25 protein-coding genes and 1 pseudogene are annotated in these 21,043 nt (G+C 62.7%); 15 read left to right on the top strand and 11 right to left on the bottom strand.

Translation table 11 applies throughout. From position 1 onward, the window contains the following. Nucleotides 1-70 precede the first annotated feature (70 nt). Nucleotides 71-1,015, top strand: coding sequence for a sensor domain-containing diguanylate cyclase (locus tag ACL9RJ_RS00130; RefSeq protein ID WP_422764712.1), 945 nt, complete (start codon nt 71-73; stop codon nt 1,013-1,015). A gap of 150 nt (nt 1,016-1,165) precedes the next feature. Here ACL9RJ_RS00130 and ACL9RJ_RS00125 read toward each other — a convergent pair whose 3' ends face one another. After that, entirely contained in the window at nt 1,166-2,494 is a 1,329-nt protein-coding gene (locus ACL9RJ_RS00125) for an OprD family outer membrane porin (protein ID WP_177083219.1), read from the bottom strand. Nucleotides 2,495-2,750: 256 nt separating this feature from the next. Between ACL9RJ_RS00125 and ACL9RJ_RS00120 the strand changes: the two genes are divergently transcribed. After that, on the top strand, nt 2,751-2,945 hold the full coding sequence (locus ACL9RJ_RS00120) for a hypothetical protein (RefSeq protein ID WP_146049170.1): 195 nt from the start codon (nt 2,751-2,753) through the stop codon (nt 2,943-2,945). 78 nt (nt 2,946-3,023) lie between these two features. Here the strand turns inward: ACL9RJ_RS00120 and ACL9RJ_RS00115 are convergent, their stop codons facing one another. The 4 genes from ACL9RJ_RS00115 to ACL9RJ_RS00100 form a co-directional block, all read right to left on the bottom strand. Continuing rightward, nucleotides 3,024-3,791 (bottom strand): molybdate ABC transporter permease subunit, encoded by a 768-nt coding sequence (locus ACL9RJ_RS00115; RefSeq protein ID WP_177118072.1) that lies wholly within the window; start codon nt 3,789-3,791, stop codon nt 3,024-3,026. 2 nt (nt 3,792-3,793) lie between these two features. After that, nucleotides 3,794-4,720 (bottom strand): extracellular solute-binding protein, encoded by a 927-nt coding sequence (locus tag ACL9RJ_RS00110; protein ID WP_177118073.1) that lies wholly within the window; start codon nt 4,718-4,720, stop codon nt 3,794-3,796. Between the two features lie 190 nt (nt 4,721-4,910). Next, on the bottom strand, nt 4,911-5,135 hold the full coding sequence (locus ACL9RJ_RS00105; protein ID WP_422764711.1) for a hypothetical protein: 225 nt from the start codon (nt 5,133-5,135) through the stop codon (nt 4,911-4,913). A 62-nt stretch (nt 5,136-5,197) separates the two neighbouring features. Next, the gene (locus tag ACL9RJ_RS00100; RefSeq protein ID WP_017126100.1) at nt 5,198-5,461 is read right to left on the bottom strand and encodes a DUF2790 domain-containing protein; all 264 of its coding nucleotides are present in this window, start codon (nt 5,459-5,461) and stop codon (nt 5,198-5,200) included. 257 nt (nt 5,462-5,718) lie between these two features. Here ACL9RJ_RS00100 and ACL9RJ_RS00095 point away from each other — a divergent pair, with 257 nt between their 5' ends. The 7 genes from ACL9RJ_RS00095 (at nt 5,719) to ACL9RJ_RS00065 (ending at nt 11,647) form a co-directional block, all read left to right on the top strand. After that, the gene (locus ACL9RJ_RS00095; RefSeq protein WP_422764710.1) at nt 5,719-6,690 is read left to right on the top strand and encodes an MBL fold metallo-hydrolase; all 972 of its coding nucleotides are present in this window, start codon (nt 5,719-5,721) and stop codon (nt 6,688-6,690) included. A 126-nt stretch (nt 6,691-6,816) separates the two neighbouring features. Continuing rightward, nucleotides 6,817-7,557 (top strand): response regulator, encoded by a 741-nt coding sequence (locus ACL9RJ_RS00090; RefSeq protein WP_017126102.1) that lies wholly within the window; start codon nt 6,817-6,819, stop codon nt 7,555-7,557. Next, a complete protein-coding gene (locus tag ACL9RJ_RS00085; RefSeq protein WP_017126103.1) occupies nt 7,554-8,867 on the top strand; it encodes a sensor histidine kinase in 1,314 nt (437 codons plus the stop codon). Before ACL9RJ_RS00090 ends, ACL9RJ_RS00085 begins: the two co-directional genes overlap by 4 nt. A gap of 112 nt (nt 8,868-8,979) precedes the next feature. After that, a complete protein-coding gene (locus ACL9RJ_RS00080; protein ID WP_017126104.1) occupies nt 8,980-9,378 on the top strand; it encodes a RidA family protein in 399 nt (132 codons plus the stop codon). Nucleotides 9,379-9,481: 103 nt separating this feature from the next. Beyond that, nucleotides 9,482-10,855, top strand: a complete 1,374-nt coding sequence (gene ppnN, locus ACL9RJ_RS00075; RefSeq protein ID WP_017126105.1) for a nucleotide 5'-monophosphate nucleosidase PpnN — start codon at nt 9,482-9,484, stop codon at nt 10,853-10,855. Nucleotides 10,856-11,057: 202 nt separating this feature from the next. Then, nucleotides 11,058-11,309: a type II toxin-antitoxin system HicA family toxin gene (locus ACL9RJ_RS00070; protein WP_017126106.1), complete on the top strand. Its 252-nt coding sequence runs from the start codon at nt 11,058-11,060 to the stop codon at nt 11,307-11,309. 8 nt (nt 11,310-11,317) lie between these two features. Beyond that, entirely contained in the window at nt 11,318-11,647 is a 330-nt protein-coding gene (locus ACL9RJ_RS00065; RefSeq protein ID WP_218169225.1) for a type II toxin-antitoxin system HicB family antitoxin, read from the top strand. A gap of 1 nt (nt 11,648) precedes the next feature. On the opposite strand, the gene ACL9RJ_RS00060 is transcribed toward ACL9RJ_RS00065, so the two are convergent. The 4 genes from ACL9RJ_RS00060 to tam all read right to left on the bottom strand — a co-directional run bounded on the left by ACL9RJ_RS00060 (nt 11,649) and on the right by tam (nt 14,774). Then, nucleotides 11,649-12,284, bottom strand: coding sequence for a DNA-3-methyladenine glycosylase I (locus tag ACL9RJ_RS00060; protein WP_017126108.1), 636 nt, complete (start codon nt 12,282-12,284; stop codon nt 11,649-11,651). A 129-nt stretch (nt 12,285-12,413) separates the two neighbouring features. After that, nucleotides 12,414-13,202 (bottom strand): outer membrane protein, encoded by a 789-nt coding sequence (locus tag ACL9RJ_RS00055; RefSeq protein ID WP_017126109.1) that lies wholly within the window; start codon nt 13,200-13,202, stop codon nt 12,414-12,416. A gap of 149 nt (nt 13,203-13,351) precedes the next feature. Beyond that, on the bottom strand, nt 13,352-13,906 hold the full coding sequence (locus tag ACL9RJ_RS00050) for a DUF3455 domain-containing protein (protein WP_017126110.1): 555 nt from the start codon (nt 13,904-13,906) through the stop codon (nt 13,352-13,354). 103 nt (nt 13,907-14,009) lie between these two features. Beyond that, nucleotides 14,010-14,774, bottom strand: coding sequence for a trans-aconitate 2-methyltransferase (gene tam, locus ACL9RJ_RS00045; RefSeq protein ID WP_017126111.1), 765 nt, complete (start codon nt 14,772-14,774; stop codon nt 14,010-14,012). A gap of 101 nt (nt 14,775-14,875) precedes the next feature. Between tam and ACL9RJ_RS00040 the strand changes: the two genes are divergently transcribed. Further along, entirely contained in the window at nt 14,876-15,784 is a 909-nt protein-coding gene (locus ACL9RJ_RS00040; protein WP_422764709.1) for a LysR family transcriptional regulator, read from the top strand. Between the two features lie 119 nt (nt 15,785-15,903). On the opposite strand, the gene ACL9RJ_RS00035 is transcribed toward ACL9RJ_RS00040, so the two are convergent. Further along, the gene (locus tag ACL9RJ_RS00035) at nt 15,904-16,278 is read right to left on the bottom strand and encodes a tautomerase family protein (RefSeq protein ID WP_177118078.1); all 375 of its coding nucleotides are present in this window, start codon (nt 16,276-16,278) and stop codon (nt 15,904-15,906) included. A 110-nt stretch (nt 16,279-16,388) separates the two neighbouring features. Between ACL9RJ_RS00035 and ACL9RJ_RS00030 the strand changes: the two genes are divergently transcribed. Further along, entirely contained in the window at nt 16,389-17,291 is a 903-nt protein-coding gene (locus tag ACL9RJ_RS00030) for a LysR substrate-binding domain-containing protein (RefSeq protein ID WP_177118079.1), read from the top strand. Between the two features lie 73 nt (nt 17,292-17,364). Here ACL9RJ_RS00030 and ACL9RJ_RS00025 read toward each other — a convergent pair whose 3' ends face one another. Further along, complete coding sequence (locus tag ACL9RJ_RS00025) at nt 17,365-17,802, bottom strand: MarR family winged helix-turn-helix transcriptional regulator (protein WP_017126115.1); 438 nt, start codon at nt 17,800-17,802, stop codon at nt 17,365-17,367. 77 nt (nt 17,803-17,879) lie between these two features. On the opposite strand from ACL9RJ_RS00025, the gene ACL9RJ_RS00020 reads away from it, so the two are divergent. From ACL9RJ_RS00020 to ACL9RJ_RS00005, 4 genes and pseudogenes are all read left to right on the top strand, one after another. Then, a complete protein-coding gene (locus tag ACL9RJ_RS00020; protein ID WP_017126116.1) occupies nt 17,880-19,028 on the top strand; it encodes an FAD-dependent oxidoreductase in 1,149 nt (382 codons plus the stop codon). Between the two features lie 262 nt (nt 19,029-19,290). Next, entirely contained in the window at nt 19,291-20,166 is an 876-nt protein-coding gene (gene dapA / locus ACL9RJ_RS00015) for a 4-hydroxy-tetrahydrodipicolinate synthase (protein WP_017126118.1), read from the top strand. A 65-nt stretch (nt 20,167-20,231) separates the two neighbouring features. Further along, nucleotides 20,232-20,606, top strand: a complete 375-nt coding sequence (locus tag ACL9RJ_RS00010; RefSeq protein WP_103032773.1) for a DUF2784 domain-containing protein — start codon at nt 20,232-20,234, stop codon at nt 20,604-20,606. A gap of 278 nt (nt 20,607-20,884) precedes the next feature. Continuing rightward, nucleotides 20,885-21,043, top strand: a pseudogene (locus ACL9RJ_RS00005) (ribonucleotide-diphosphate reductase subunit beta); the annotation flags it as partial.

Genomic DNA, 21,043 nt, shown 5'->3' with positions numbered 1-21,043 from the left:
TGGATCTTGATTCCGCGCCGTGTGCGCAACATTCTAGCGCCCATCTCCGCCAGCGAAGCCTGACCCGACCATGAGCGCCACGCCTTCCGCCGAAACCGATAGTGACGTGTACAAGACCCTGCTTGAATCCACCAAGGCGATTCCCTGGCGAATCGACTGGCGGACCATGACCTTCAGCTATATCGGCCCGCAGATCGAGACCTTGCTGGGCTGGACCCCGGACAGCTGGGTCGGGGTCGATGACTGGGTGGCGCGCATGCACCCGGATGATCGCGAATACGTGGTGAACTTCTGTGTGTCGCAATCCAAGGCCGGCGTCGACCACGAGGCCGATTATCGCGCGCTGACCAGCGACGGCGACTACGTGTGGATCCGTGACGTGGTGCATGTGGTGCGCAAGGACGGCGAAGTCGAGGCGCTGATCGGCTTCATGTTCGATATCAGCGAGCGCAAGAAGACCGAGGAACACCTGATCCGCCTGCAGAAGCAACTGGAGGAATACTCGTTCCAGGACGGCCTGACCGGCATCGCCAACCGCCGCATGTTCGACACCGTGCTCGCCCGCGAGTGGGAGTATGCCCAGAACAACCAGTTGCCGCTGTCGCTGATCATCCTCGATATCGATTTCTTCAAGCAGTACAACGACCACTACGGGCATATCAAGGGTGACGAAGCCCTGCGCCAGGTGGCACAGACACTGTCCCTGGCGACCAATCGACCACGGGACTTCATTGCCCGGATCGGCGGCGAGGAGTTCATCTGGCTGTTGCCGGAAACGCCGGCGGACAAGGCCCGGCAAGTGGCGGAGAAATGCCTGCAACTGGTGCGCCAGCAGCAGATCGAGCACGAGAAGTCAGCGGTTTCCGGACTGTTGAGCCTCAGCCTCGGGGTGGGCACCATCCGGCCCGTGGTCGATGAGGCGGCACTGAGCTTTGTCGAGAAAGTCGACGAACTGCTGTACCGGGTCAAGCGCAACGGCCGGATGGGTGCCGAGTACGGCAATTTCAGCGACTGACGAGCATGCCCGGAATGCAGAACATGTAGGAGCCGGCTTGCCGGCGATGGCGGCCGCAAGAACGATACGGAATTCAAGGGCCTCATCGCCGGCAAGCCGGCTCCTACAGGGACGTGTCGGGCGCGCGGGCGGTGCGCGCCCGTCAATCCATCACAGAATGGAGATCGGATAGTCGAGGATCAGGCGGAACTCCTTCACGTCGCCCTCGGCCTGGTCGTTATTGGCGGTATGCCAGGCCTGGCGCATGCGCACCGAGAGATCCTTGAGCGGCCCGGCCTGGACGATGTACTTGGCTTCCAGGTTGGTTTCGTGATGGCTGCCGTCCTCACCGTACTGGTAGTTGCGATACGGGCTGTCGGCGGCCATCTTCGTACCGTCAATATCATCGCCGTAGACATAACGGACCATGAAACTCAGGCCCGGCACACCGTAGCTGGCCATGTTCAGGTCATAACGTCCCTGCCAGGACTTTTCCCCCGGACCGTTGAAGTCCGAATACTGCACGGAGTTGGCAAGGAAGATCGAATCGCCCGTATCGCCAGGGCCGTTAGTGCCAAAGGCCACATAATCGAAAGGTGTATTGCCATGCACTTTCTGATAGGCCACGGTCACTGTATGGGCCGTCAGGAAAGTATAAGCGGCCGCCAGCGACCAAGTAGTGTTATTGATACTGCCGGCCTTGGCCTGGCCTTCGTCATTGGTGCGGTAGATATTGAAATCGAAGTTCAGCGAGTTGCCTTCGGAGAATGGCAGGGTGTAGTTGGCGTTCGCGTAGTACTGGCGCCAGATATCTTCCAGTTCGGAGCCGTAGAGACTGAACAGCAGATTGTCATTGACCGTGTACTTGCCGCCGACATAATCGATGCTCTTGGCGGCTATATTGGCGTAGGAAGCAAACAGGTCATGGTCGTGGTTGGTGGTGACCGGACCATTGCCTCCGGTGAAGTGCCCGGCATCCAGGTCCAGCCCGGCGATCTCGCTGCTCAGCAGGTTGAAGCCGGTGGCGGTCTGCGGCATCAGGCGCGTGCCGCCGGCGGCGAACACCGGCGCGGTGGGTTGCAGGTCGCCGAAACGCAATTCGGTCTTGGAGATCCGCACCTTGAGTGCGCCACCCGCCGTACCGTAGTCATCTTCCGGCGAACCGTCGCGTCGTACCGGCAGGTTGCCCGTGCCAGAGGTCCCGGCGCCCCCGTCGAGCTTGATGCCCCAGAAGCCGTAGGCGTCCACGCCAAAGCCGACCGTGCCCTGGGTGAAGCCGGAACTGAAGTTGCCGAGCACGCCCTGGGTCCAGTCCTTGCGGTCCGCGTTGCCGTTCTTGCGATCGCTGTTGTAGTAGTAGTTCTTGAGATGAAGATTGAGGCTGCTGTCTTCCACCAACCCCTTGCTATCGGCCTGATCGCTGACCGCGGCGGCGCTCGCCATCTGGCTCAGCCCCAGTGAAACCGCCAGTGTGACCAGGTTCCATTTTGCCGACTTGATTGCGCTCCTCATTACACTTCCCCTTGGTTCTATCAATAAGGCATCCAGCGCCAACCGTGGGCTGCGCAAGAAGGTTGCGGGTCCGGGCGGATGGTCGAAGGAAACCGGGTAATGGCAGGCGAGCTAATACAGCGATGTCGTGCTCGATGGTCACGACGCAATGACAGGCTCATGCCCTTCTTGTTGTATCGGGTGCTCCCCGAGTGGCGATTTTTTAGCATGAGCGCCGATACAATCCGGCAGGTTTGTATCAATAGTGACTATTGATACGGGTGATAAGCGATCATCGAACGACAGTGGTACTGTTCTCGCCGATGGCAAAGTTATGCCTCAATTATTTTCCGGTGCGTTGCTGGAACAGTTATTGGGCCATACTCTTCTTCATCATCCTTTGGTTAAGACTTTAGCTACTGTACCTGGTGCAGTAGCTTTTTTTAACCGGAAACAATAATTCATAACTTGATCAATTCAAGGAACTTGTCGTGGACGCTATTCCTGGTTGCCATGCAAATAACAACATTTGCCCGCGCTACCCTCTGGTCGTCCGACCAAACGCCGACAGGCACCACAGCGGAAACGGCAAGGTCACCAGCAGCAGCAACCAGAGCAAGGCATAGACCGCATCGACCCCGTCGTTCTGCAGGTTGACGAACAGTTTGACCGGAATGCCCTGGGGGAAATAGGCAAAGACCATGACGATGCCGAACTCGCCGATCACCCGGACCCAGACAATCGCCAGCCCGGCGGCCAGCGCCCGCGCCGCCAGGGGCAAGGTAACGCGCCACAGCACCTGGACACTGGAGCAACCCAGGCCACGCGCGGCCTCTTCCAGGGACAACGGCACCGCCTCGAACGCCCCACGGGCCGCCAGGACAAAATAGGACAGGCCGCCATACAACTGGGCCAGGATAAACGCCGGTGCATTGTTGGTCAGCGATACGCCCAGTCGCGCCAGCGGCCCGCCGAGGGTGCCATAGGGCCCATAGGCCGAGACCAGCAGGATGCCCATGGCCAGCGGCGGGGTCAGCAGCGCCATCAGCACCAATGATTCCACACCCCGCTTGAACGCCGAGCGGGTCCGCGCCAGCCAGTGGGCCAGGGGCAGGCCCAGCAGCACGATCAATGCGCTGGATACCAGACTCAGCCCCAGCGACACACCCAGCGCACTCCAGTCGCCATAGGCGAGTTGCAGATGACTCCAGGCGGTTTCCCGTACCAGCGCCAGAAACGGCAGGCCCAGCAGCAGGACCGCCGGCACGCACAGCCAGGTCGACAGCCGCAGGCCCAGGATCGACATCGTCAATTGACCAGCGCATCGCCCTTGGGCCGGCCATAACCATCATGGGCAAACAACGCCTGGCCTTCGGCCGACTGCATGAAAGCGACAAAGGCCTTGGCCTGCGCGGGATTCGGCGCATTCTTCAGGACCGCCGCGTAGAACACCAGCGGTTGCGGACGCAGGACCTGATCCTTGCCGGCCTTGTCCTTGAGACTGAGGCTGACCGTGTCATACCAGTCCTTGGCGAACGCCGGGTTGCTCAGGTTGATCTCGTCCGGCAACGCCACATAGGGCAGGCCCGCCGACAAGGTCGCACTCTCGTAGCCCGAAGCCGCGTCGACCTGCCCGGCCTCCAGGCGTGTCAGCAAGCCACCTTCGCCAAACACCTGGGCCGGGTTCTGTACATCGCCGAGCACCCGCTGCGCCAGGCCGGGCTGACGGTAGTATTTTTCCGCCAATTGCATGGCGAACACGATGTTCTGGCCCTGGGGATCGGTCGCCGCGTCGGTCCGGCCAAAACGCAGCCCCGGCTGCTGCAGCACCTGCCACCAGGATTGCTCGGCATTCGCCGCCTTGCTCGCCTCTAACGCCTTGGCGAACGAACTCCTGGGGTTATAGGCGATCACCATGCGTGTGCTGGCCACCGGCACCGCCTCATCCACCAGCCCGGCCTGGCGAAGAATCTCGATGGGCCCCGGAGTGATCGAGACGAACACATCCGCCACCACCTTCTTCGAGGCGAGCATGCGCGCCAGGCCATAGGCGCCCTCGCCCTGCCCCTGGTAAGTCAGCTGGTGCTGCCGGGCAAACGCCGGCCCCAGGGACTTGTCCATGACCACGCCCATGGAGCCGGCATAGGTGACGTGCAGGGTCTCGGCTGCCTGGACGACCAGGGACATCGACAACGCCAATCCGCCCAGGGCCATTTTCCACAGATGCTTGCTCATGCTGTCGCTCCACCGCTATAGGGTCATGTATATAGCGGCGCAGCCTAACGCCCCACACAAAGGCAGGGAACGGGGCTGGCGCGGGAAAGCACGATATTGAGACTTGGGCGCTATCTTTTGTCCGTTAGCCTTGGCCGGCGACCCGGGCGCCCGGCACTCGGGGCCGGGACGCTGGGTCAGCGGGAACCGTTCAGGCCTGGGCACTGGCCTGTTGTTCCTCCAGATAACGGCCTTGCGGCGTATGGCTGGAACCATTCTCGCTCAGCAAGGGCGCAGACGGCTGGGCGGCCACGGGTGTCAGCTGGAAGCATACGCCGTCCGGGCATTGGCGCTTTTCGGTAGCGGCATCGGCGTGCACCGCGGCACCGGCCAGGGAGAAAGCAATCGCGCTCAGGTAGGTTTTAATGGGGTTCATGGCATGCACTCTCGTATCAGGAATAGAAGGCAAAACAGGGCAAAGGCAAAACGACGCAAGGCTTATCCCCCTTCGTGGCAGATATCGGAAAACTTGCGGTAGTCGAGGATGTGCGGCTGGCCCTGGGAGTCGAGGTAGCTCATCCGGGCATTGACCACGCCGCACTCCGGACCGGCTTCCTGGGTCAGGGACAGCACCTTGCGTACATCCAGGTGAGTGCCGTAGCTGTAGGTTTGCGGCTGCACCTGGGCTTCGGCCCGGGCAGACAGGGTGCAGATGTTCAGGGCGGCAAACAGGCAGGCGGCGTAGATGGCTTTGGTGTTCATGAGGGACTCCCGTCGGTAGTTGGATTCAGTGGGGCGAGCGCTGTTGTCTCGATGGGGCCCATTGAATGCCCGGCAGGTATCCCGAGTGTGTCGTGAACCGGTGGCTGTTAAACCTCAAGTGTCTGGAGCCGCCTGGGATACACAGCGATACACACCGACGAAAAAAGTACGGCGAACAACATGCGCGCTGGAAATATCCTGGATACATGACTGCGGTGAACTGCATCACCGACATGATCGACGCAAGGAATCAGACAATGCCTTTCCCGAAAAACCTGCTGCTGGGCGCGACCCTGTTCAGCCTGCTACTGGGCAGCGGCGGCCTGCTGGCCGCACAGGAAACACCCGCCCCTGCCGCGCTGGAAATGCTGGTACTGGGTTCCGGCGGCCCCGGTGCCAGCGGCCGGGCAGGCGCGGGTTATGCCCTGCTGCTGGATGGCACGCCACGCATCCTGGTGGATGCCGGCCCCGGTACCTTCGCCCGGATCGGCGAGGCCAGGCTCGACCTACGCAAGCTGGATATCGTGCTGCTGACCCACCTGCACGTCGATCACGCCGCCGAGCTGCCGGGCATCATCAAGGCCCGCGCCGTGAGCACTCGCACCGATATCGACTTCCGGATCTTCGGCCCCGGCGCCAGCACACCCACCACCGCCGGCAACGGCAAGCCCGGCGCGCGCTTCCCCGCCACCAGCCAGTTTGTCGACCTGCTCTTCGGTACCTTCGGCGCCTTCAGTTACCTGGAGGATTTTGCCGGGCATGTCAATTTCGACGTCACCGACCTGTCTGCCCCGACCAGTACCGACGACGATACGCCCCAGGTCATCCTCGACCAGGACGGCCTGCTGATCAGCGCAACGATCGGCCATCACGGCGACGCGCCAGCCGTGATCTACCGGGTCGACTACAAGGGCAAGAGCATCACGTTCAGCGGCGATATCGACACCCACGGCCATGCCGCGCTGGCCCGCATCGCCAAGGGCTCGCAACTGCTGGTGTTCAACGATCCGGTGCTCGACCCGCCCAGCGCCCCGCCGATTCTCTACACCCTGCACAGCGCCCCCGTCGATATCGGCAGGATCAGCCATCTGGCCGGGATAACGCACCTGCTGCTCAGCCACCTGCCCAACGACACCGACGAGTTCCGTTACGCCGCCAGCCGCTCCATTCGCCAGAACTATCGCGGCCCGCTGGATTTCGCCGAGGATGGGCAGCGAATCCGTCCCTGAGCCGGCTTTTTTGAATATCCATGTATCCGCCGCCCACCAGATACACTGCAATACAAAGCACCGCAGGCAAGCATCACGGCCCCGGTTAGACTGGGCCATGACTCATTTTTGACAGAGGTTGAAACGATGGAACATGTCGATCACATTCTGATCGTGGACGATGACCGGGAGATCAGGGAGCTGGTGGGCAACTACCTGAAGAAAAACGGCCTGCGCACCACCGTCGTCGCCGACGGCCGGCAGATGCGCGCCTTTCTCGAAACCACCCCGGTCGACCTGATCGTGCTGGACATCATGATGCCCGGCGACGACGGCCTGCTGCTGTGCCGTGAGCTGCGCGCCGGCAAGCACAAGACCACCCCGGTCCTGATGCTGACCGCCCGCAACGATGAGACCGACCGCATCATCGGCCTGGAAATGGGGGCCGACGACTACCTGGTCAAGCCGTTCGCCGCCCGCGAACTGCTGGCCCGGATCAATGCCGTGCTGCGCCGCACACGGATGCTGCCGCCCAACCTGGTGGTGACCGAAAGCGGCCGCCTGCTGGGCTTCGGCCGCTGGAAACTGGACACCACCGCCCGTCACCTGCTGGACGAGGACGGCACCCTGGTGGCCCTCAGCGGCGCCGAGTATCGCCTGTTGCGGGTGTTTCTCGACCACCCGCAGCGGGTGCTCAATCGCGACCAGTTGCTCAACCTGACCCAGGGTCGCGACGCCGACCTGTTCGACCGCTCCATCGACCTGCTGGTCAGCCGCCTGCGCCAGCGCCTGCTGGATGATGCGCGGGAACCGGCCTATATCAAGACCGTGCGCAGCGAAGGCTATGTGTTCTCCCTGCCGGTGGAAATCCTCGGTGCCGAGTCATGAAACGCGTCCTGCACTGGCCGCGAACACTGGCGTCGCGGCTGTCGCTGATTTTCCTGATCTGCCTGATCCTGGCCCAGGCGCTGTCCTTCGCCGCACAAGCCTATGAGCGCTACGAAAGCGCGAAGAACGCCATGCTCGGCAATCTGGAAACCGATGTGTCGACATCCATCGCCATTCTCGAGCGCCTGCCGGCGGTGGAGCGCGACAGCTGGCTGCCCCGCCTGGCGCGGCACAACTACAGCTACCTGCTGGACGAAGGGACCCAGGGCGTGCCCATGAGCGCAGGCGACCTGCCGGTTGCCGTACCCTCGATCGAGGACGCCCTGGGCCCGGACTACCCGGTGACCTTCAACGATATCCCCGGCCCGCAGAAACACTTCCAGGCGCACCTGACGCTCAAGGACGGCAGTCCGGTGACCATCGACGTACGGCCGGCGATCATGCCCATGCTGCCCTGGCTGCCGGTGGTCCTGCTCGGGCAATTGCTGCTGATGCTCGCCTGCACCTGGCTCGCCGTACGCATCGCCGTGCGTCCGCTGACCCGCCTGGCCCAGGCCGTGGAAAACCTCGACCCCAATACCCACGGCGTGCACCTGGACGAAGCCGGCCCTTCCGAGGTCGCCCATGCCGCCGCCGCGTTCAACGCCATGCAAAAACGGATCGCCGACTACCTCAAGGAACGCATGCAACTGCTGGCGGCGATTTCCCATGACCTGCAGACCCCCATCACCCGCATGAAACTGCGCGCCGAGTTCATGGACGAGTCCACGGAAAAGGACAAGCTCTGGCAGGACCTGGGTGAAATCGAACACCTGGTGCGCGAAGGCGTCGCCTATGCCCGCAGTGTGCACGGCGCCACCGAAGTCAGTTGCCGCATCGACCTGGACTCGTTCCTCGACAGCCTGGTATTCGACTACCAGGACACCGGGCAGGCAGTGGAGTTGATAGGCAAGAACGGCGCGCTGATCGACATTCGCCCCCACGCCCTGCGCCGGGTGCTGGTCAACCTGGTGGACAACGCCCTGAAGTTCGCCGGTTCCGCCCAACTGGTGGTGACTTCGAAGGACAACCAGGGCCTGTCGATCCTGGTGCTCGACCGCGGGCCGGGAATTGCCGAGGACGAACTGCAGGAAGTGCTCAAGCCTTTCTACCGTGTGGAAAGCTCGCGCAATCGCAGCACCGGCGGCACCGGCCTGGGGCTGGCAATCGCCCAGCAACTGGCGGTCGCCCTCGGCGGTGCGCTGACCCTGAGCAACCGCGAAGGCGGCGGCCTGTGCGCGGAACTGCAACTGGGGACGGCTCAGCACTGACCGTTCCCGCGACGGCGTGTCTCGGACCGGCGAGGCACACCTGGGCGCCTGATTTAGCTATGCTAGGGCACTTTTTGAGTGCCCGCTTCCAGCATTATCAGGAAAACGCCCCATGACAGACCGCGAGATCATCATTCCAGAATCCATGCGTCCGATCGTCGAACGCGCCGGCTACGCGCCCGCCGTCAAGGTCGGGGCGACGCTGTACTGTGCCGGCCAGGTGGGCCGTACCGCACAACTGGAAGTGATCGCCGATCCCGAGGCGCAGTTCGTCGCCTGCTGGGAAAACCTGCGCCTGGTCCTCGCCGCCGGCGGCTGTACATTTGACGACGTGGTCGAGATGACCACCTATCATGTCAATATGAGCCAGCACATGGCAGTCTTTCGCGAGGTCAAGAATCGTGTGTTTCCACGCGGGCACTGTGCCTGGACGTCCATCGGCGTCGCGGAACTGGCACACCCCGGCCTGCTGGCGGAGATCAAGTGCGTGGCGGTACAACGCAGCGCATGATCGCGCCTTGCCTCACCCCTGGCGTACGACCACGGTCGACGCCGGCCTTTCTGATGCCGCCGGCACCTTGTCGCCCGGCCGCGTCGCTTTCATGGAATAGAGAATGACCCAACGATCCGTAATCAATGCTTCGGTCAGCCCCAAGGGCAGCCTTGAAACCCTTTCCCAACGTGAAGTGCAACAACTGAGCGAGGCCGGCTCCGGCAGCATCTACACCTTGTTCCGCCAGTGCGCCCTGGCCATCCTCAATACCGGCGCGCATGTCGACAACGCCAAGACCATCCTCGAAGCCTACAAGGATTTCGAGATCCGCATTCACCAGCAGGACCGCGGCGTACGCCTGGAGCTGCTGAACGCCCCGGCCGATGCCTTCGTCGACGGCGAGATGATCGCCAGCACCCGGGAAATGCTCTTCAGCGCCCTGCGCGATATCGTCTACACCGAGAACGAGCTGGAAAGCCAGCGCATCGACCTGGACAGTTCCCAGGGCATCACCGACTACGTCTTCCACCTGCTGCGCAACGCCCGCACCCTGCGTCCCGGCCTGGAGCCGAAGATGGTGGTGTGCTGGGGCGGTCATTCGATCAGCAGCGAGGAGTACCAGTACACCAAGAAAGTCGGTCACGAACTGGGCCTGCGCAGCCTGGACATCTGCACCGGCTGCGGTCCCGGCGTGATGAAGGGACCGATGAAAGGCGCGACCATCTCCCACGCCAAGCAGCGCATCACCACCGGCCGCTACCTGGGCCTGACCGAACCGGGCATCATCGCCGCCGAGGCGCCGAATCCGATCGTCAACGAACTGGTGATCATGCCCGACATCGAGAAGCGCCTGGAGGCGTTCGTGCGGGTCGGCCATGGCATCATCATCTTCCCGGGCGGTGCCGGTACGGCCGAGGAATTCCTCTACCTGCTGGGCATCCTGATGCACCCGGACAACCGCGACCTACCGTTCCCGGTGATCCTCACCGGACCGAAAAGCGCGGAAGCCTACTTGCAGCAACTGCACGCCTTTGTCGGCGCCACCCTGGGCGAAGCGGCGCACCAGCACTACCAGATCATCATCGACGATCCGGCCCAGGTCGCCCGGCAGATGGCCCTGGGCCTCAAGGCCGTCAAGCAGTTCCGCCGGGAACGCAACGACGCCTTTCACTTCAACTGGCTGTTGAAGATCGACGAGGGTTTCCAGCGTCCGTTCGACCCGACCCACGCCAACATGGCCAGCCTGAAACTGAACCGCAACCAGCCGGCGCATCAGTTGGCGGCCAACCTGCGCCGGGCGTTTTCCGGGATCGTCGCCGGCAACGTCAAGGACAAGGGCATTCGCCTGATCGAAGAACACGGCCCGTACGAAATCCACGGCGATGCCGAAGTCATGCGGCCGCTGGATAAACTGCTCCAGGCCTTCGTCGCGCAACACCGGATGAAACTGCCGGGCGGCGCAGCCTACGAGCCTTGCTATCGAGTCGTTACCTGAAATCGGCTGATCCGCCAGGATCATTCTGGCGGCTGCTCCAGCCGCCAGCTCCCCATCCCCGCGAACGCTCGCAGCACCCTTTCCTCAAGGCCTGTAGGAAACGTAAACAGCGCCTGATCCCCTCTTGATCGCCTGGGCAAACCCACTCATTCTTGACCCTCAACATCAGTGCAACTATATTTAGTTGCAGGCAGGAGACCCGGTGTCCAGGAATGAAAAGCTGCTCGCAAAACTGCTCAACCCATGGATGGCCTTCACATGGCCGGAACTGGTCACGCTGCTGGGCCATTTCGGCTACCGCCGGCTTGAAGGTTCAGGCAGCCGGGTCAAGTTCGACAACGGCGATCCGCTTGCAGCGATCAGCCTGCATAAACCTCATCCAGGCAATGAGCTGAGAACCTATATCAGGCGTCAGGTGATCGACCATCTACGCTCAGGAGGACTGATTCCGTGACCAATCAGATGCACTACAAGGGCTATTACGGCTCCATCGAAGCCAGCGTCGAGGACAACTGCCTGTTCGGCAAACTTCAGTTCATCCGGGCGCTGGTGAGCTATGAGGGGCAGACCGTGGCGGAGCTGGAAACAGCCTTCAAGGAGGCGGTGGAGGACTATCTCGACAACTGCCAGCGCCTCAAGCAGTCTCCCGAAGTACCGTGCAAGGGTTCGTTCAACGTCCGTGTCGGCCATGACCTGCACCTGGCCGCCGCCCTCAGCGCCACGCGCCAGAAACTGACATTGAACGACCTGACCCGCCAGGCACTGAGCGAATACCTGCTGCGCCACGCCTGACTCAGGGACGCCTCAGGCCCTGGCGCAGTTGCTCGATTTCAGCCCGGCAGGCACAGCCGGCGAGGTGGTCGTTGACCATGCCCGTGGCCTGCATCAGGGCATATATCGTGGTTGGGCCGACAAAGGTCCAGCCGCGTTGCTTCAGGGCCCTGGACAAGCGCACAGAGGCCGGCGACGTCGGGTTGGCCTTCCAGTAGTCGAAGTCCACCACGGCGGGCCGCTCATCCGCCGAAGGCTCGAACGACCACATCCAGGCCGCCAGCGACCCGCTCTCCTCCACCAGTTCGCAGGCGCGGCGGGCATTATTGAGAACCGAAAGGATCTTGCTGCGATTGCGCACGATACCGGGGTTATCCATCAGCCGGGCCACGTCGGCGTCGGTGTAGCGGGCCACACGCCGGAAATCGAATCCCTCGAAGGCTTCACGGAAGTTCTCGCGCTTGCGCAGAATGGTGATCCAGGCCATGCCCGCCTGGAAACCTTCCAGGCAGATTTTCTCGAACAGGCGAATATCGTCGGTGACGGGACGCCCCCACTCCGCATCGTGGTAATGGACATACTCCGGCATGGAAGAACGCCAGAGGCATCGGGTGATACCCGACTCGTCGACCATCAGGCCCGGGGAAATCGTGTCCATGCACTGCCTTTGCTTGCCAATGGTAGTGGTCAATCCTGACACGACGGGCAACGCCGTTGCGAGGATCTTGTGCGACAACGGCCCGCCTTGTTGCCAGGGCGGGCCGCAGCACGAACGCACTCGCGGGGATCAGAAGCGGTAGTTCAAGCCCACTCGCAGCATCTGTCCGTCGTTCTTGAACCTGGAATCATAACCGGTGCCGGCACCACCGCTGCCCGGGATGACCTTGACGTTGAGCTTGTCTTCACCCAGGTCGTAGTAGAGGTATTCGGTCTTGAGCGACAGCTGGCTGGTCAGCATCTGCTCGATACCGGCACCGACGGTGTAGCCGACCTTGAACCGGCTCTGGCTGCCGCTGAACTGGGTGTTGCCGGTCGGACCGAACATATCGACGCTCTGGCTGGTTTCGCCATAGGCCAGACCGGCGGTGCCGTAGACCAGGGTACGGTCGAAGGCATAGCCGAAACGCCCACGCAGGGTACCGAGGTACTTGATCTTCGATTCGAACTTGTTGTTCAGCGCGGCGCCGGTGTTCAACTGGCGGGTGCCGATATTGCGGCTGTCATTCAGGTCGGTATAGGACAGGTCGGTCTCGACACCGGCCACCCACTGGCCGAATTGGTAGTTGTAGCCCAGTTGCGCGCCACCGACAAAACCGTTGCGATCCAGGTCCACCGAGCCCGGACGGGCACCACCGGCAATATTGGCGATGTTCGGTGCCGCCTGGCCCTTGGTGTGCACGCTGGTGTCGCCGCCGAAACCGGCGCCTGCGTTGACGCCACCGTAGAAACCGGTCCAGTCCACGGCAGCGTTGGACGATGCATGGCTAGACGGGGCCGAGGTCGGCAGATCGGCGGCCTGGGCGGCCAGGCTGCCCAGCAGGGTCACGGTCGTGGCAACGAGAAGACGATTGATCATGTGAAAGCTCCTGGTGTGTCGGTCAAGTGTTTTTTGGGCACAGCGTTGCCCGCACACGGGCCTGGGCCCGCATGTGGGGATTGAACAAAGGGGGTGTTTTGCCGGCCCGTGCCTGAGCGGCGCGGACCACGGCTATTCAGCGGTAAGGGTTATTCGGCGGTAAACAGGTAGTCCGCGCTGTAGGGTTCGACATGGATAGCCCCGGCCTGGGTGCAGGCCCCGGAGAAGACTCCGCCACGGGTGTTGAGGCGCTGGACCGAGACCACTTTCGACAAGGCACCGCTGCCCTGGTGATCGACCACCTCCAGCTTGAGCAGCGCCAGGTCTTTCTTCGTCGCGCCAGGTTGCTGGGACACCACCTTGGCGACCACCGCGCTGCGGTCGGCAAACTCCCAGGTCGGCCCGGCGAAGTGCCGTCCGACGGTCTTGCCGTTGAAGATCAGGGTGGCGAGAGGTTCGCGAAACTGCCAGGTGAGTTTGCCCGAGGTGTCCGCGGCGCAGTTGTAGAGCTGCACGCCTTCACCCCGCACCGAGAGCACCGTGGCATCACCGGCTGTCAGCAGATTGGGCGCGGCATCCGCCGCGCAGGTGGTGCCGGTAATGAACCCACAGAGCAGCAGCCCCAGGATGGCCAGCACCCGGACAGCCCCTGAAGGACCATGGCTGCGCTTGTGAGCGAGTTGCATCGGGACGGTGTCGTGCATGAGTGAGAGTTCCACTTGTCAGGATCGCGGTCAGTGTGGCGGCGTCTGGAAGGAGAACAACTCACTCGTGATTTTTATTCGCGACTTTTTCCGCAATCGATGCTCAACGGGTCGCGACCACGAACAACCGAGGGAACGGCAACAGCACCGTACCGTCGGCCAGCGCCGGATAAGCCTCACTGATCGCCGCCAGGTAACGTTGCAGGTAAGCGGCCTTTTCCGCCTCGTCGAGCGGTGCCAGGTAAGGTCGCAAGGCGGAGCCCTTGAACCATTCGACCACCGCCGCATGCCCACCCGCCAGTGGATGGTGATACGTGGTGCGCCAGACATCCACCGTCGTGCAGTGCGGCCGCAGCAGCTCATAGTAGAACGTCGCGTCGTGCCGTGGTGGATGGCGCACCGTCCCGATCCTGGCTGCCCACGGCCCGTCCGCGGCCACTTCGCGGGCCAGCCGGTGGGACGGCTCTTGCATATTGTCCGGGGTCTGCACCGCCAGGCTGCCACCGGCGACCAGCTTGCTCACCAGATGAGGGTAAAGGGTGGCGTGATCCGGCAGCCATTGCAGCGAGGCATTGGCCAGGATCACATCGAAAGCCTGGTCCGGGTTCCAGGTCGCGATATCCGCCAGTTCGAAATTCAGCGCGGGCAAACGCTCCCGGGCACTGACCAGCATGTCATCGGAACTGTCCATGCCGGTAACCCGTGCCTCGCTGAAACGCTGGGCAAGGACCTCGGTGGAATTGCCCGGGCCGCAACCCAGATCGACGGCCACCTGCACCGAACGCGTCGGGATGGCAGCCACCAGATCACGGACGGGACGGGTTCGTTCTGCTTCAAAGGTCGAATATTGCTTGGCTGACCAGGTCATCACGCTTCCTCTTGTGTGTGGGAGTGAGCACAGCGTAGGTTTTGCAAACCATGATGACAAATGCCAATAATGACAAGCTGCCATACTTCAAAGGTATTGAAATGCTTGAGCTGCGTCGTTTACACGCGTTTGTCGTGATCGCCGAGGAAGGACATATCACCCGGGCGGCGGAGCGTCTGCATATGCAGCAACCGCCGCTTACCCGCCTGCTGCAGAAGCTCGAAGCCGAAATGGGCGTGGCGCTGATGGAGCGCCTGCCCCGTGGCGTGCGCCCGACCACCGCCGGCCTGGCGCTGCTGGAGGAAGCCCGTGCCGTGCTGGCCAGGGCCGAAGGCGTAACCGAAGTGGTGCGCCGCGCCGCCCGTGGCGAACAGGGGCGGCTCGGCGTCGGCTTCACCAGTTCGGCGGCCTTGCATCCGTTTGTACCGGGGGTACTGCGGCACTTTCGCGAAACCTTTTCCGGCGTCTCGGTGGCCCTGGAAGAAGCCGGTACCGGCGAGCTGATGGACGCTCTGGTACACGAGCGACTAGATGCGGCCTTCGTGCGTTCGCCATTGAGCGGCACGCCGAACCTGCAGGCCGAACCGATCCTGATCGAACCGATGCTGCTGGCGCTGCCGATGGATCATCCCCTGGCCCGGGACAGCGCAACCGCCCTGCCCTTGTCCGCCCTCGCCGGCGAAGCCTTTGTCCTGTATCGGCGCCGGGTCGGCCTGGGCCTCTATGACGCCATCCTGGTGGCGTGCCGCGAAGCCGGCTTCAGCCCGCGGGTGATCCAGGAAGCACCGCGCATGGCCGCGACCCTGAGCCTGGTGGCGGCGGGACTGGGCGTATCGATCGTGCCGGCCTCGATGCAGCGCCTGCGGGGCGACGGTATCGCCTATCGCGCCCTGACGGAGTGCCCGGGGCTGATTGCGCCCTTGCACCTGGCGACCCGCGTGGGTGACAGCTCGTCAGTGTTGCAGCGTTTCCGTGAAATGGTCATCCAGGCTGCAGCCACCGAGTGCTGAACAGCTTGCAGGAGCGGGTTTGGTCCGAGCGGCATTGCGACGAAGATTTCAGCGATCTTGCGGGCCTCTTCGGGGGCAAGCCCCCTCCCACACAGGCAACGTTCATCCAGGAAATGTGTTCAATTGCCCCGACCGCCAGCAAACGACCAATCATCCGAAGCGGTGGTGGTGATCACCACCATCACATCCCCCGGGTCCAGCCCCGGCGCCGCTTGCAGACGCTCCACCAGCGTACGGTAGAACGCCTGCTTGACCGAAGTCTGCCGCTGTCGGCCGGCGGTAATGGCGATCAGCACATAGTCCTGGCTGCGCGGACCGCCAAGGTAGTGTGGGTCGAAGATCAGCTCTCCCACCTCATGCTGGTGAATGACCTGGAAGCGATCGGCGGGCGGCACCTCGAAACGCTCCACCAGGGCATCGTGGACACTTTGGGAAAGCTGTTTCAGGTACTCGGGCGACTTGCCCCGGTGCAGTGAAATACGGGTGAAAGGCATGACAGACAGCTCCGCTGATCGGGTTGACGGGGAGAAATTAACAAGCGAGGATCGTTCCGAATATCAGATTAAACAGAACCCATCATCCCGATTTAATGGACATTCAAAGCATGCGCCGTCCGACCTTCGACCTTGATGTCCTGCGCACTTTTGTCACCGGCATCGAGTTCAACAGCTTCGCCAAGGCCGCCGAACGGCTCGGCCGCTCGACCTCGGCGGTCAGTGCCCAGCTGAAGAAACTCGAAGAACAGGTGGGCAGCGCAGTGCTGGCGAAATCCGGACGCGGGCTGGTGCTGACGCCCCAGGGTGAAGCCCTGCTCAGCCACGCCCGCCGTTTGCTGGAACTCAACGACGAGATCTTCGCGAGCCTGCACGAAGCCCAGGTCGAAGGTTGCGTGCGCCTGGGCCTGCAAGAGGACTTCGGCGAGCATCTGCTCAGTGAGATCCTGCGGCGTTTCGCCAGGGCTCATCCGCGGGTCAGCCTTGAAGTACGGATCGGCCGCAATGCCGAGCTGCTGGGGCTGATCGAGCGCGGTCAGCTGGATCTCGCGCTGGCCTGGGAAACAGCGGCCGACACGCCCTACTCCAGGCGGATCGGCATGACGCCGATGCAATGGATCGGCCCGAGGGACATGCCCTTTTCCACGGACCAGGACAGCACGCCGCTGCCCCTGGTGATGTTCGAAGCACCCTGCGTGCTGCGCAGCGCCGCCACCCTGGCGCTGGACCAGGCACGCATCCCCTGGCGGGTGGCACTGACCAGCCCGAGCGTCGGCGGGATCTGGGCAGCGGTCACGGCCGGCCTGGGCATCACCCTGCGCACCCGCATCGGCCTGCCCGCCCAACTGGCAGCGCTGCCGGGACTACCGGAGGTGCCGAGCCTGGGTTATGTCTTGCATCGTGCCGTGGAGGAACCAGCGGCAGCGGTCCGGCAGTTGGCGGCGGCGATTCAGGCAAGCCTGGAGGAACAGGCATTCCATACCCTTGCCCAACCCTGGAAGCCAACCCTGTAGAAACCGGCTTGCCGGCGATGACGATCGAAGAGCCGACGCAAGACTCAACACTCTCGTCGCCGGTTCTCGAGCCTCAGTCTTCCTTGCGCAGATTGGCATTGGCCCGCTGCAGGAAGTCCACGAACAACGCCACCTCTTCGGCACTGAAACCCACCAGCGCCTTGTCGTTGCCGTCGCAAAGGATGTCCTTGGCCTGCGGTATCCGGGCCAGCCCCAGTTCAGTCAGCTCGACGATCTGGATACGCTTGTGCTGCGGATCGGGCCTGCGCCGAATCAGGCCGTCACGCTCCAGACGGGCCAGGGTCTGGGCCATGGATGGCTGCTCGACCTGCATCAACCGCGCGAGCTCGGCCTGGGTCCGCGCCTCTCCCCGCTTCAACGCGCCCAGCACCGGCATGCTGGCCATGCCGATGGCCAAAGGCCGCAAGCGTATTTCAGCCTGACGAATCAGTTCCTGCGACACGCGCTTGATCAGGAAAGAAGGTACCTGATACAGATCCACATCATTCATGTTTCGACCCCTTGTCATAGGCACCTATGCTAATACATCATAGGTGCCTATGACAAACAACGCTCCGGAATGACACCATGGTATCGAATCCGCGTATCGCCATCGTCGGCGCCGGTCTCGGCGGCTTGATGCTGGCTCGGATGCTGTATCTCAAGGACGTGCCCTTTCTGATTTTCGACCGTGACGAATCCGCCTCGCACCGCCCCCAGGGCGGCATGCTCGATCTGCACGTGGAGACCGGCCAGTACGCGCTCCGCCGTGGCGGCCTGTTCGAGGTGTTCCTGCAGTTTGCCCGCTACGAGGACCAGGGATTTCGCCTGTTCGACAAGCACGGTGCGCTGTTGCTGGAAAAACCCGATGCTGCCAGCGGCGACCGTCCGGAGATCGATCGTGGTCAGCTCAGGGAACTGCTGCTGGAGTCGATCCCGGAAGACGCCCTGCGCTGGGGCCATACCCTCAGGGACGCGGAGCAACAGGACGATGGCTACACCGAACTGCGCTTTGACAACGGCCTGAGGCAGCGCTTCGAGCTGGTGGTCGGCGCTGACGGAGCCTGGTCCCGGGTACGCCCACTGGTTTCGGCGGCAGTGCCCGACTTCACCGGACTGACCCTGCATGAGCTGTCGATTCCCGACGCCGATACCCGGTATCCCGACGTCGCACAAAAGGTCGGGCACGGCATGCTGGTGGCCAAGGGCGGGCAGCAGACGATCTTCGCGCAACGCAATGCCAACGCCCATATCCGCGTGTATGCAGCCTTGCACCGGCAGGCAACCCATCATGGGGAAAAAACCAAAGCCGACCTGCTCCACGACTTCGACGGCTGGGACGCTTCATTGCTGCAACTGCTCCAGGTTGCGCAGGAGCCGGTCAGACCCTGGCCGATTCACGTCCTGCCGGTCGGCCATCGCTGGGCGCACCGGGATGGCGTCACCTTGCTGGGCGATGCCGCGCATCTGATGCCGCCCGCCGGCGAAGGCGCCAACCTGGCCTTGCGCGACGCGGTGGACCTGGCTGAAGCGCTGCTGGACGACGAGGACTGGAAAGCCGCGGTACGCGCCCATGAGCAGGTGATGTTCGAGCGGGCCGCCTTCTCGGCCGCCGAAGCCCACAAGATGCTGCTGGGGGATTCGGCCGAGCAGGTCCAGGAACTGATGCAAGGCCACCTGGGCGCCGAGGCAGAAGAAAACCTGTCGAAGATTGACAAACCTGGCGCCAGCTTTTAAAACTGGACGCCTGATCCAGGGTGTAAACAGATATGTCCGCAACGCTCAACCTCATCACTGTCGCGATTGGCTTGAATGCCAAGGCGCCGGTGTGCGTTGCGTTTGCCCCTAAATCGAAGAAACAGTCGCTCATGTGACCGGGGCGCGCTGTCCCGTCAGATGAGCTGACAGGACATTGAGCGCGACGGACCACCCTCCCTCCTCCCAACTTCCTTCTACGCTTCTGACGGTGACGAAACGGTCAACCATCAGGAGAAAGTGCATGTCATCGTTTCAAGGTATCTGGGTTCCCATCGTCACGCCGTTTATCAACCAGGCCATCGACTTCGTCGGCCTGCGCCGCCTGGTCGGCCATCTGCTGGAAAGCGGTGTCGACGGTATCGTGGTCTGCGGCACCACCGGGGAAGCCGCCGCGCTGGGCAAGCATGAACAACTGGCGGTGCTCGACGCGGTGCTGGAACGGGTCCCACCGCAGCAGGTGGTGATGGGCCTGGCGGGCAACAACCTGACCGAACTGCTGCAGTTCCAGAGCGAGATACTCAAGCGTCACCTGGCCGGCCTGCTGGTGCCGGCGCCCTACTACATCCGCCCCTCCCAGGCCGGTCTGGAAGCGTTTTTCAAGACGGTCGCCGATGCCTCCAGCGTGCCGGTCATTCTCTACGACATTCCCTATCGCACCGGGGTGAGCTTCGAGCAGGCGACCCTGCTGAATATCGTCGCCCACGAGAATATCGTCGCCATCAAGGACTGTGGTGGCAACCTGAACAACACCCTGGCACTGCTGGCCAGCGGCCAGGTCGATGTCTTGTGTGGCGAGGACAACCAGATCTTCAACGCCCTGTGCCTCGGGGCTACCGGGGTGATTGCCGCCTCGGCCCATGTCCATCCCGAGCTGTTCGTGCAGTTGTATCGTCAGCTGCGGGAGCAGCAACTCACTGCCGCCAGAACGACGTTTTTCCGCCTGACACCGCTGATCCAGGCCCTGTTCGTCGAGCCCAACCCCGGCCCGGTGAAAGCCGCCCTGGCCCTGCAGGGACTGATCCGCGACGAACTGCGCGCGCCCATGCAAGCCAGCGGCGAAAGCACCACGCGGCGCCTGCGGGAGATCCTGGCGGCACTCAGGCATTCTTCCCGGTAGAGGCCGAGGCAGCCACCCGGGTAGGATGTCCGGACTGACACCATGGATCAGCAGAGGGAATCGCGATGTTCTACCGGATAGCGGCCGACGGGCTGGTGTCGTTTCACCTGCTGTTCATCCTGTTCGTGCTGTTTGGCGGGCTGCTGGTGCTCAGGTGGCGCTGGTTGATCTGGTTGCACCTGCCCGCCGCCACCTGGGGCGTGGCGGTCGAAGTCCTGCATCTGGAGTGCCCGCTGACCCGCTGGGAAAACCTCTTTCGCCAGGCCGCCGGACAAGGCGGTTATGGCGAGGGGTTTATCGAGCACTACCTGATTCCGCTGATTTATCCCGCCGGGCTGACCCCCACCCTGCAACTGGGCCTGGGCGCCCTGGTGTTGCTGCTCAACCTCACGATCTACCTGCGCGTGTTCAAGACCCGACGCCTGAGAGCCGCCTTCTGAACGACTGGCCGAGGGAACTGCGACGAAACAGCACTGTTGCCTTTTCCCGGATTGACCCTCTGAAAAAACCACCATATAGTGTGCCAACACCAAAGAAAAACACTACATGATGTGCCATGCTTCTCCTACGGCACCTCTCATCCCCCTGGAAAACCAGGGTTTTCCGATGCCTGCTTGTGCTGTGAATCCTGTTGACCGGGAGTTGCAAACGCGCGTCTACCTGCCTGACAGAACGGCAGTGAATCAGGCCTACAAACACCCCATACAAGGAATATCCGATGCTCAGCTGGGACGAATTCGACAAGGAAGAAGGCGAAGTAGCGATCAAGGGCGCCAACGCCGGCCATGCCGCCGAAGCCTACATGGACCGCCTGGACAGCGCCGGTGGTGCCGCCGCCCTCGAGGCCCGTGCCGTGACCGCGTCCGATTCGGCCGCC

The sequence above is a fragment of the Pseudomonas sp. Mn2068 genome, assembly GCF_049319725.1.
Lineage (GTDB): Bacteria > Pseudomonadota > Gammaproteobacteria > Pseudomonadales > Pseudomonadaceae > Aquipseudomonas > Aquipseudomonas gingeri.
Note: the sequence above shows the minus strand (reverse complement) of the source record. Positions and strands in the feature narration are given on the sequence as shown.

Excerpts from the sequence above, each read along its gene's own strand:
- ACL9RJ_RS00130 (WP_422764712.1), top strand. The coding sequence starts at position 71 with ATGAGCGCCACGCCTTCCGCCGAAACCGATAGTGACGTGTACAAGACC.
- ACL9RJ_RS00115 (WP_177118072.1), bottom strand. The coding sequence starts at position 3,791 with ATGTCGATCCTGGGCCTGCGGCTGTCGACCTGGCTGTGCGTGCCGGCG.
- ACL9RJ_RS00110 (WP_177118073.1), bottom strand. The coding sequence starts at position 4,720 with ATGAGCAAGCATCTGTGGAAAATGGCCCTGGGCGGATTGGCGTTGTCG.
- ACL9RJ_RS00105 (WP_422764711.1), bottom strand. The coding sequence starts at position 5,135 with ATGAACCCCATTAAAACCTACCTGAGCGCGATTGCTTTCTCCCTGGCC.
- ACL9RJ_RS00100 (WP_017126100.1), bottom strand. The coding sequence starts at position 5,461 with ATGAACACCAAAGCCATCTACGCCGCCTGCCTGTTTGCCGCCCTGAAC.
- ACL9RJ_RS00095 (WP_422764710.1), top strand. The coding sequence starts at position 5,719 with ATGCCTTTCCCGAAAAACCTGCTGCTGGGCGCGACCCTGTTCAGCCTG.
- ACL9RJ_RS00090 (WP_017126102.1), top strand. The coding sequence starts at position 6,817 with ATGGAACATGTCGATCACATTCTGATCGTGGACGATGACCGGGAGATC.
- ACL9RJ_RS00085 (WP_017126103.1), top strand. The coding sequence starts at position 7,554 with ATGAAACGCGTCCTGCACTGGCCGCGAACACTGGCGTCGCGGCTGTCG.
- ACL9RJ_RS00080 (WP_017126104.1), top strand. The coding sequence starts at position 8,980 with ATGACAGACCGCGAGATCATCATTCCAGAATCCATGCGTCCGATCGTC.
- ppnN (WP_017126105.1), top strand. The coding sequence starts at position 9,482 with ATGACCCAACGATCCGTAATCAATGCTTCGGTCAGCCCCAAGGGCAGC.
- ACL9RJ_RS00065 (WP_218169225.1), top strand. The coding sequence starts at position 11,318 with ATGCACTACAAGGGCTATTACGGCTCCATCGAAGCCAGCGTCGAGGAC.
- ACL9RJ_RS00060 (WP_017126108.1), bottom strand. The coding sequence starts at position 12,284 with ATGGACACGATTTCCCCGGGCCTGATGGTCGACGAGTCGGGTATCACC.
- ACL9RJ_RS00055 (WP_017126109.1), bottom strand. The coding sequence starts at position 13,202 with ATGATCAATCGTCTTCTCGTTGCCACGACCGTGACCCTGCTGGGCAGC.
- ACL9RJ_RS00050 (WP_017126110.1), bottom strand. The coding sequence starts at position 13,906 with ATGCACGACACCGTCCCGATGCAACTCGCTCACAAGCGCAGCCATGGT.
- tam (WP_017126111.1), bottom strand. The coding sequence starts at position 14,774 with ATGACCTGGTCAGCCAAGCAATATTCGACCTTTGAAGCAGAACGAACC.
- ACL9RJ_RS00040 (WP_422764709.1), top strand. The coding sequence starts at position 14,876 with ATGCTTGAGCTGCGTCGTTTACACGCGTTTGTCGTGATCGCCGAGGAA.
- ACL9RJ_RS00035 (WP_177118078.1), bottom strand. The coding sequence starts at position 16,278 with ATGCCTTTCACCCGTATTTCACTGCACCGGGGCAAGTCGCCCGAGTAC.
- ACL9RJ_RS00030 (WP_177118079.1), top strand. The coding sequence starts at position 16,389 with ATGCGCCGTCCGACCTTCGACCTTGATGTCCTGCGCACTTTTGTCACC.
- ACL9RJ_RS00025 (WP_017126115.1), bottom strand. The coding sequence starts at position 17,802 with ATGAATGATGTGGATCTGTATCAGGTACCTTCTTTCCTGATCAAGCGC.
- ACL9RJ_RS00020 (WP_017126116.1), top strand. The coding sequence starts at position 17,880 with ATGGTATCGAATCCGCGTATCGCCATCGTCGGCGCCGGTCTCGGCGGC.
- dapA (WP_017126118.1), top strand. The coding sequence starts at position 19,291 with ATGTCATCGTTTCAAGGTATCTGGGTTCCCATCGTCACGCCGTTTATC.
- ACL9RJ_RS00010 (WP_103032773.1), top strand. The coding sequence starts at position 20,232 with ATGTTCTACCGGATAGCGGCCGACGGGCTGGTGTCGTTTCACCTGCTG.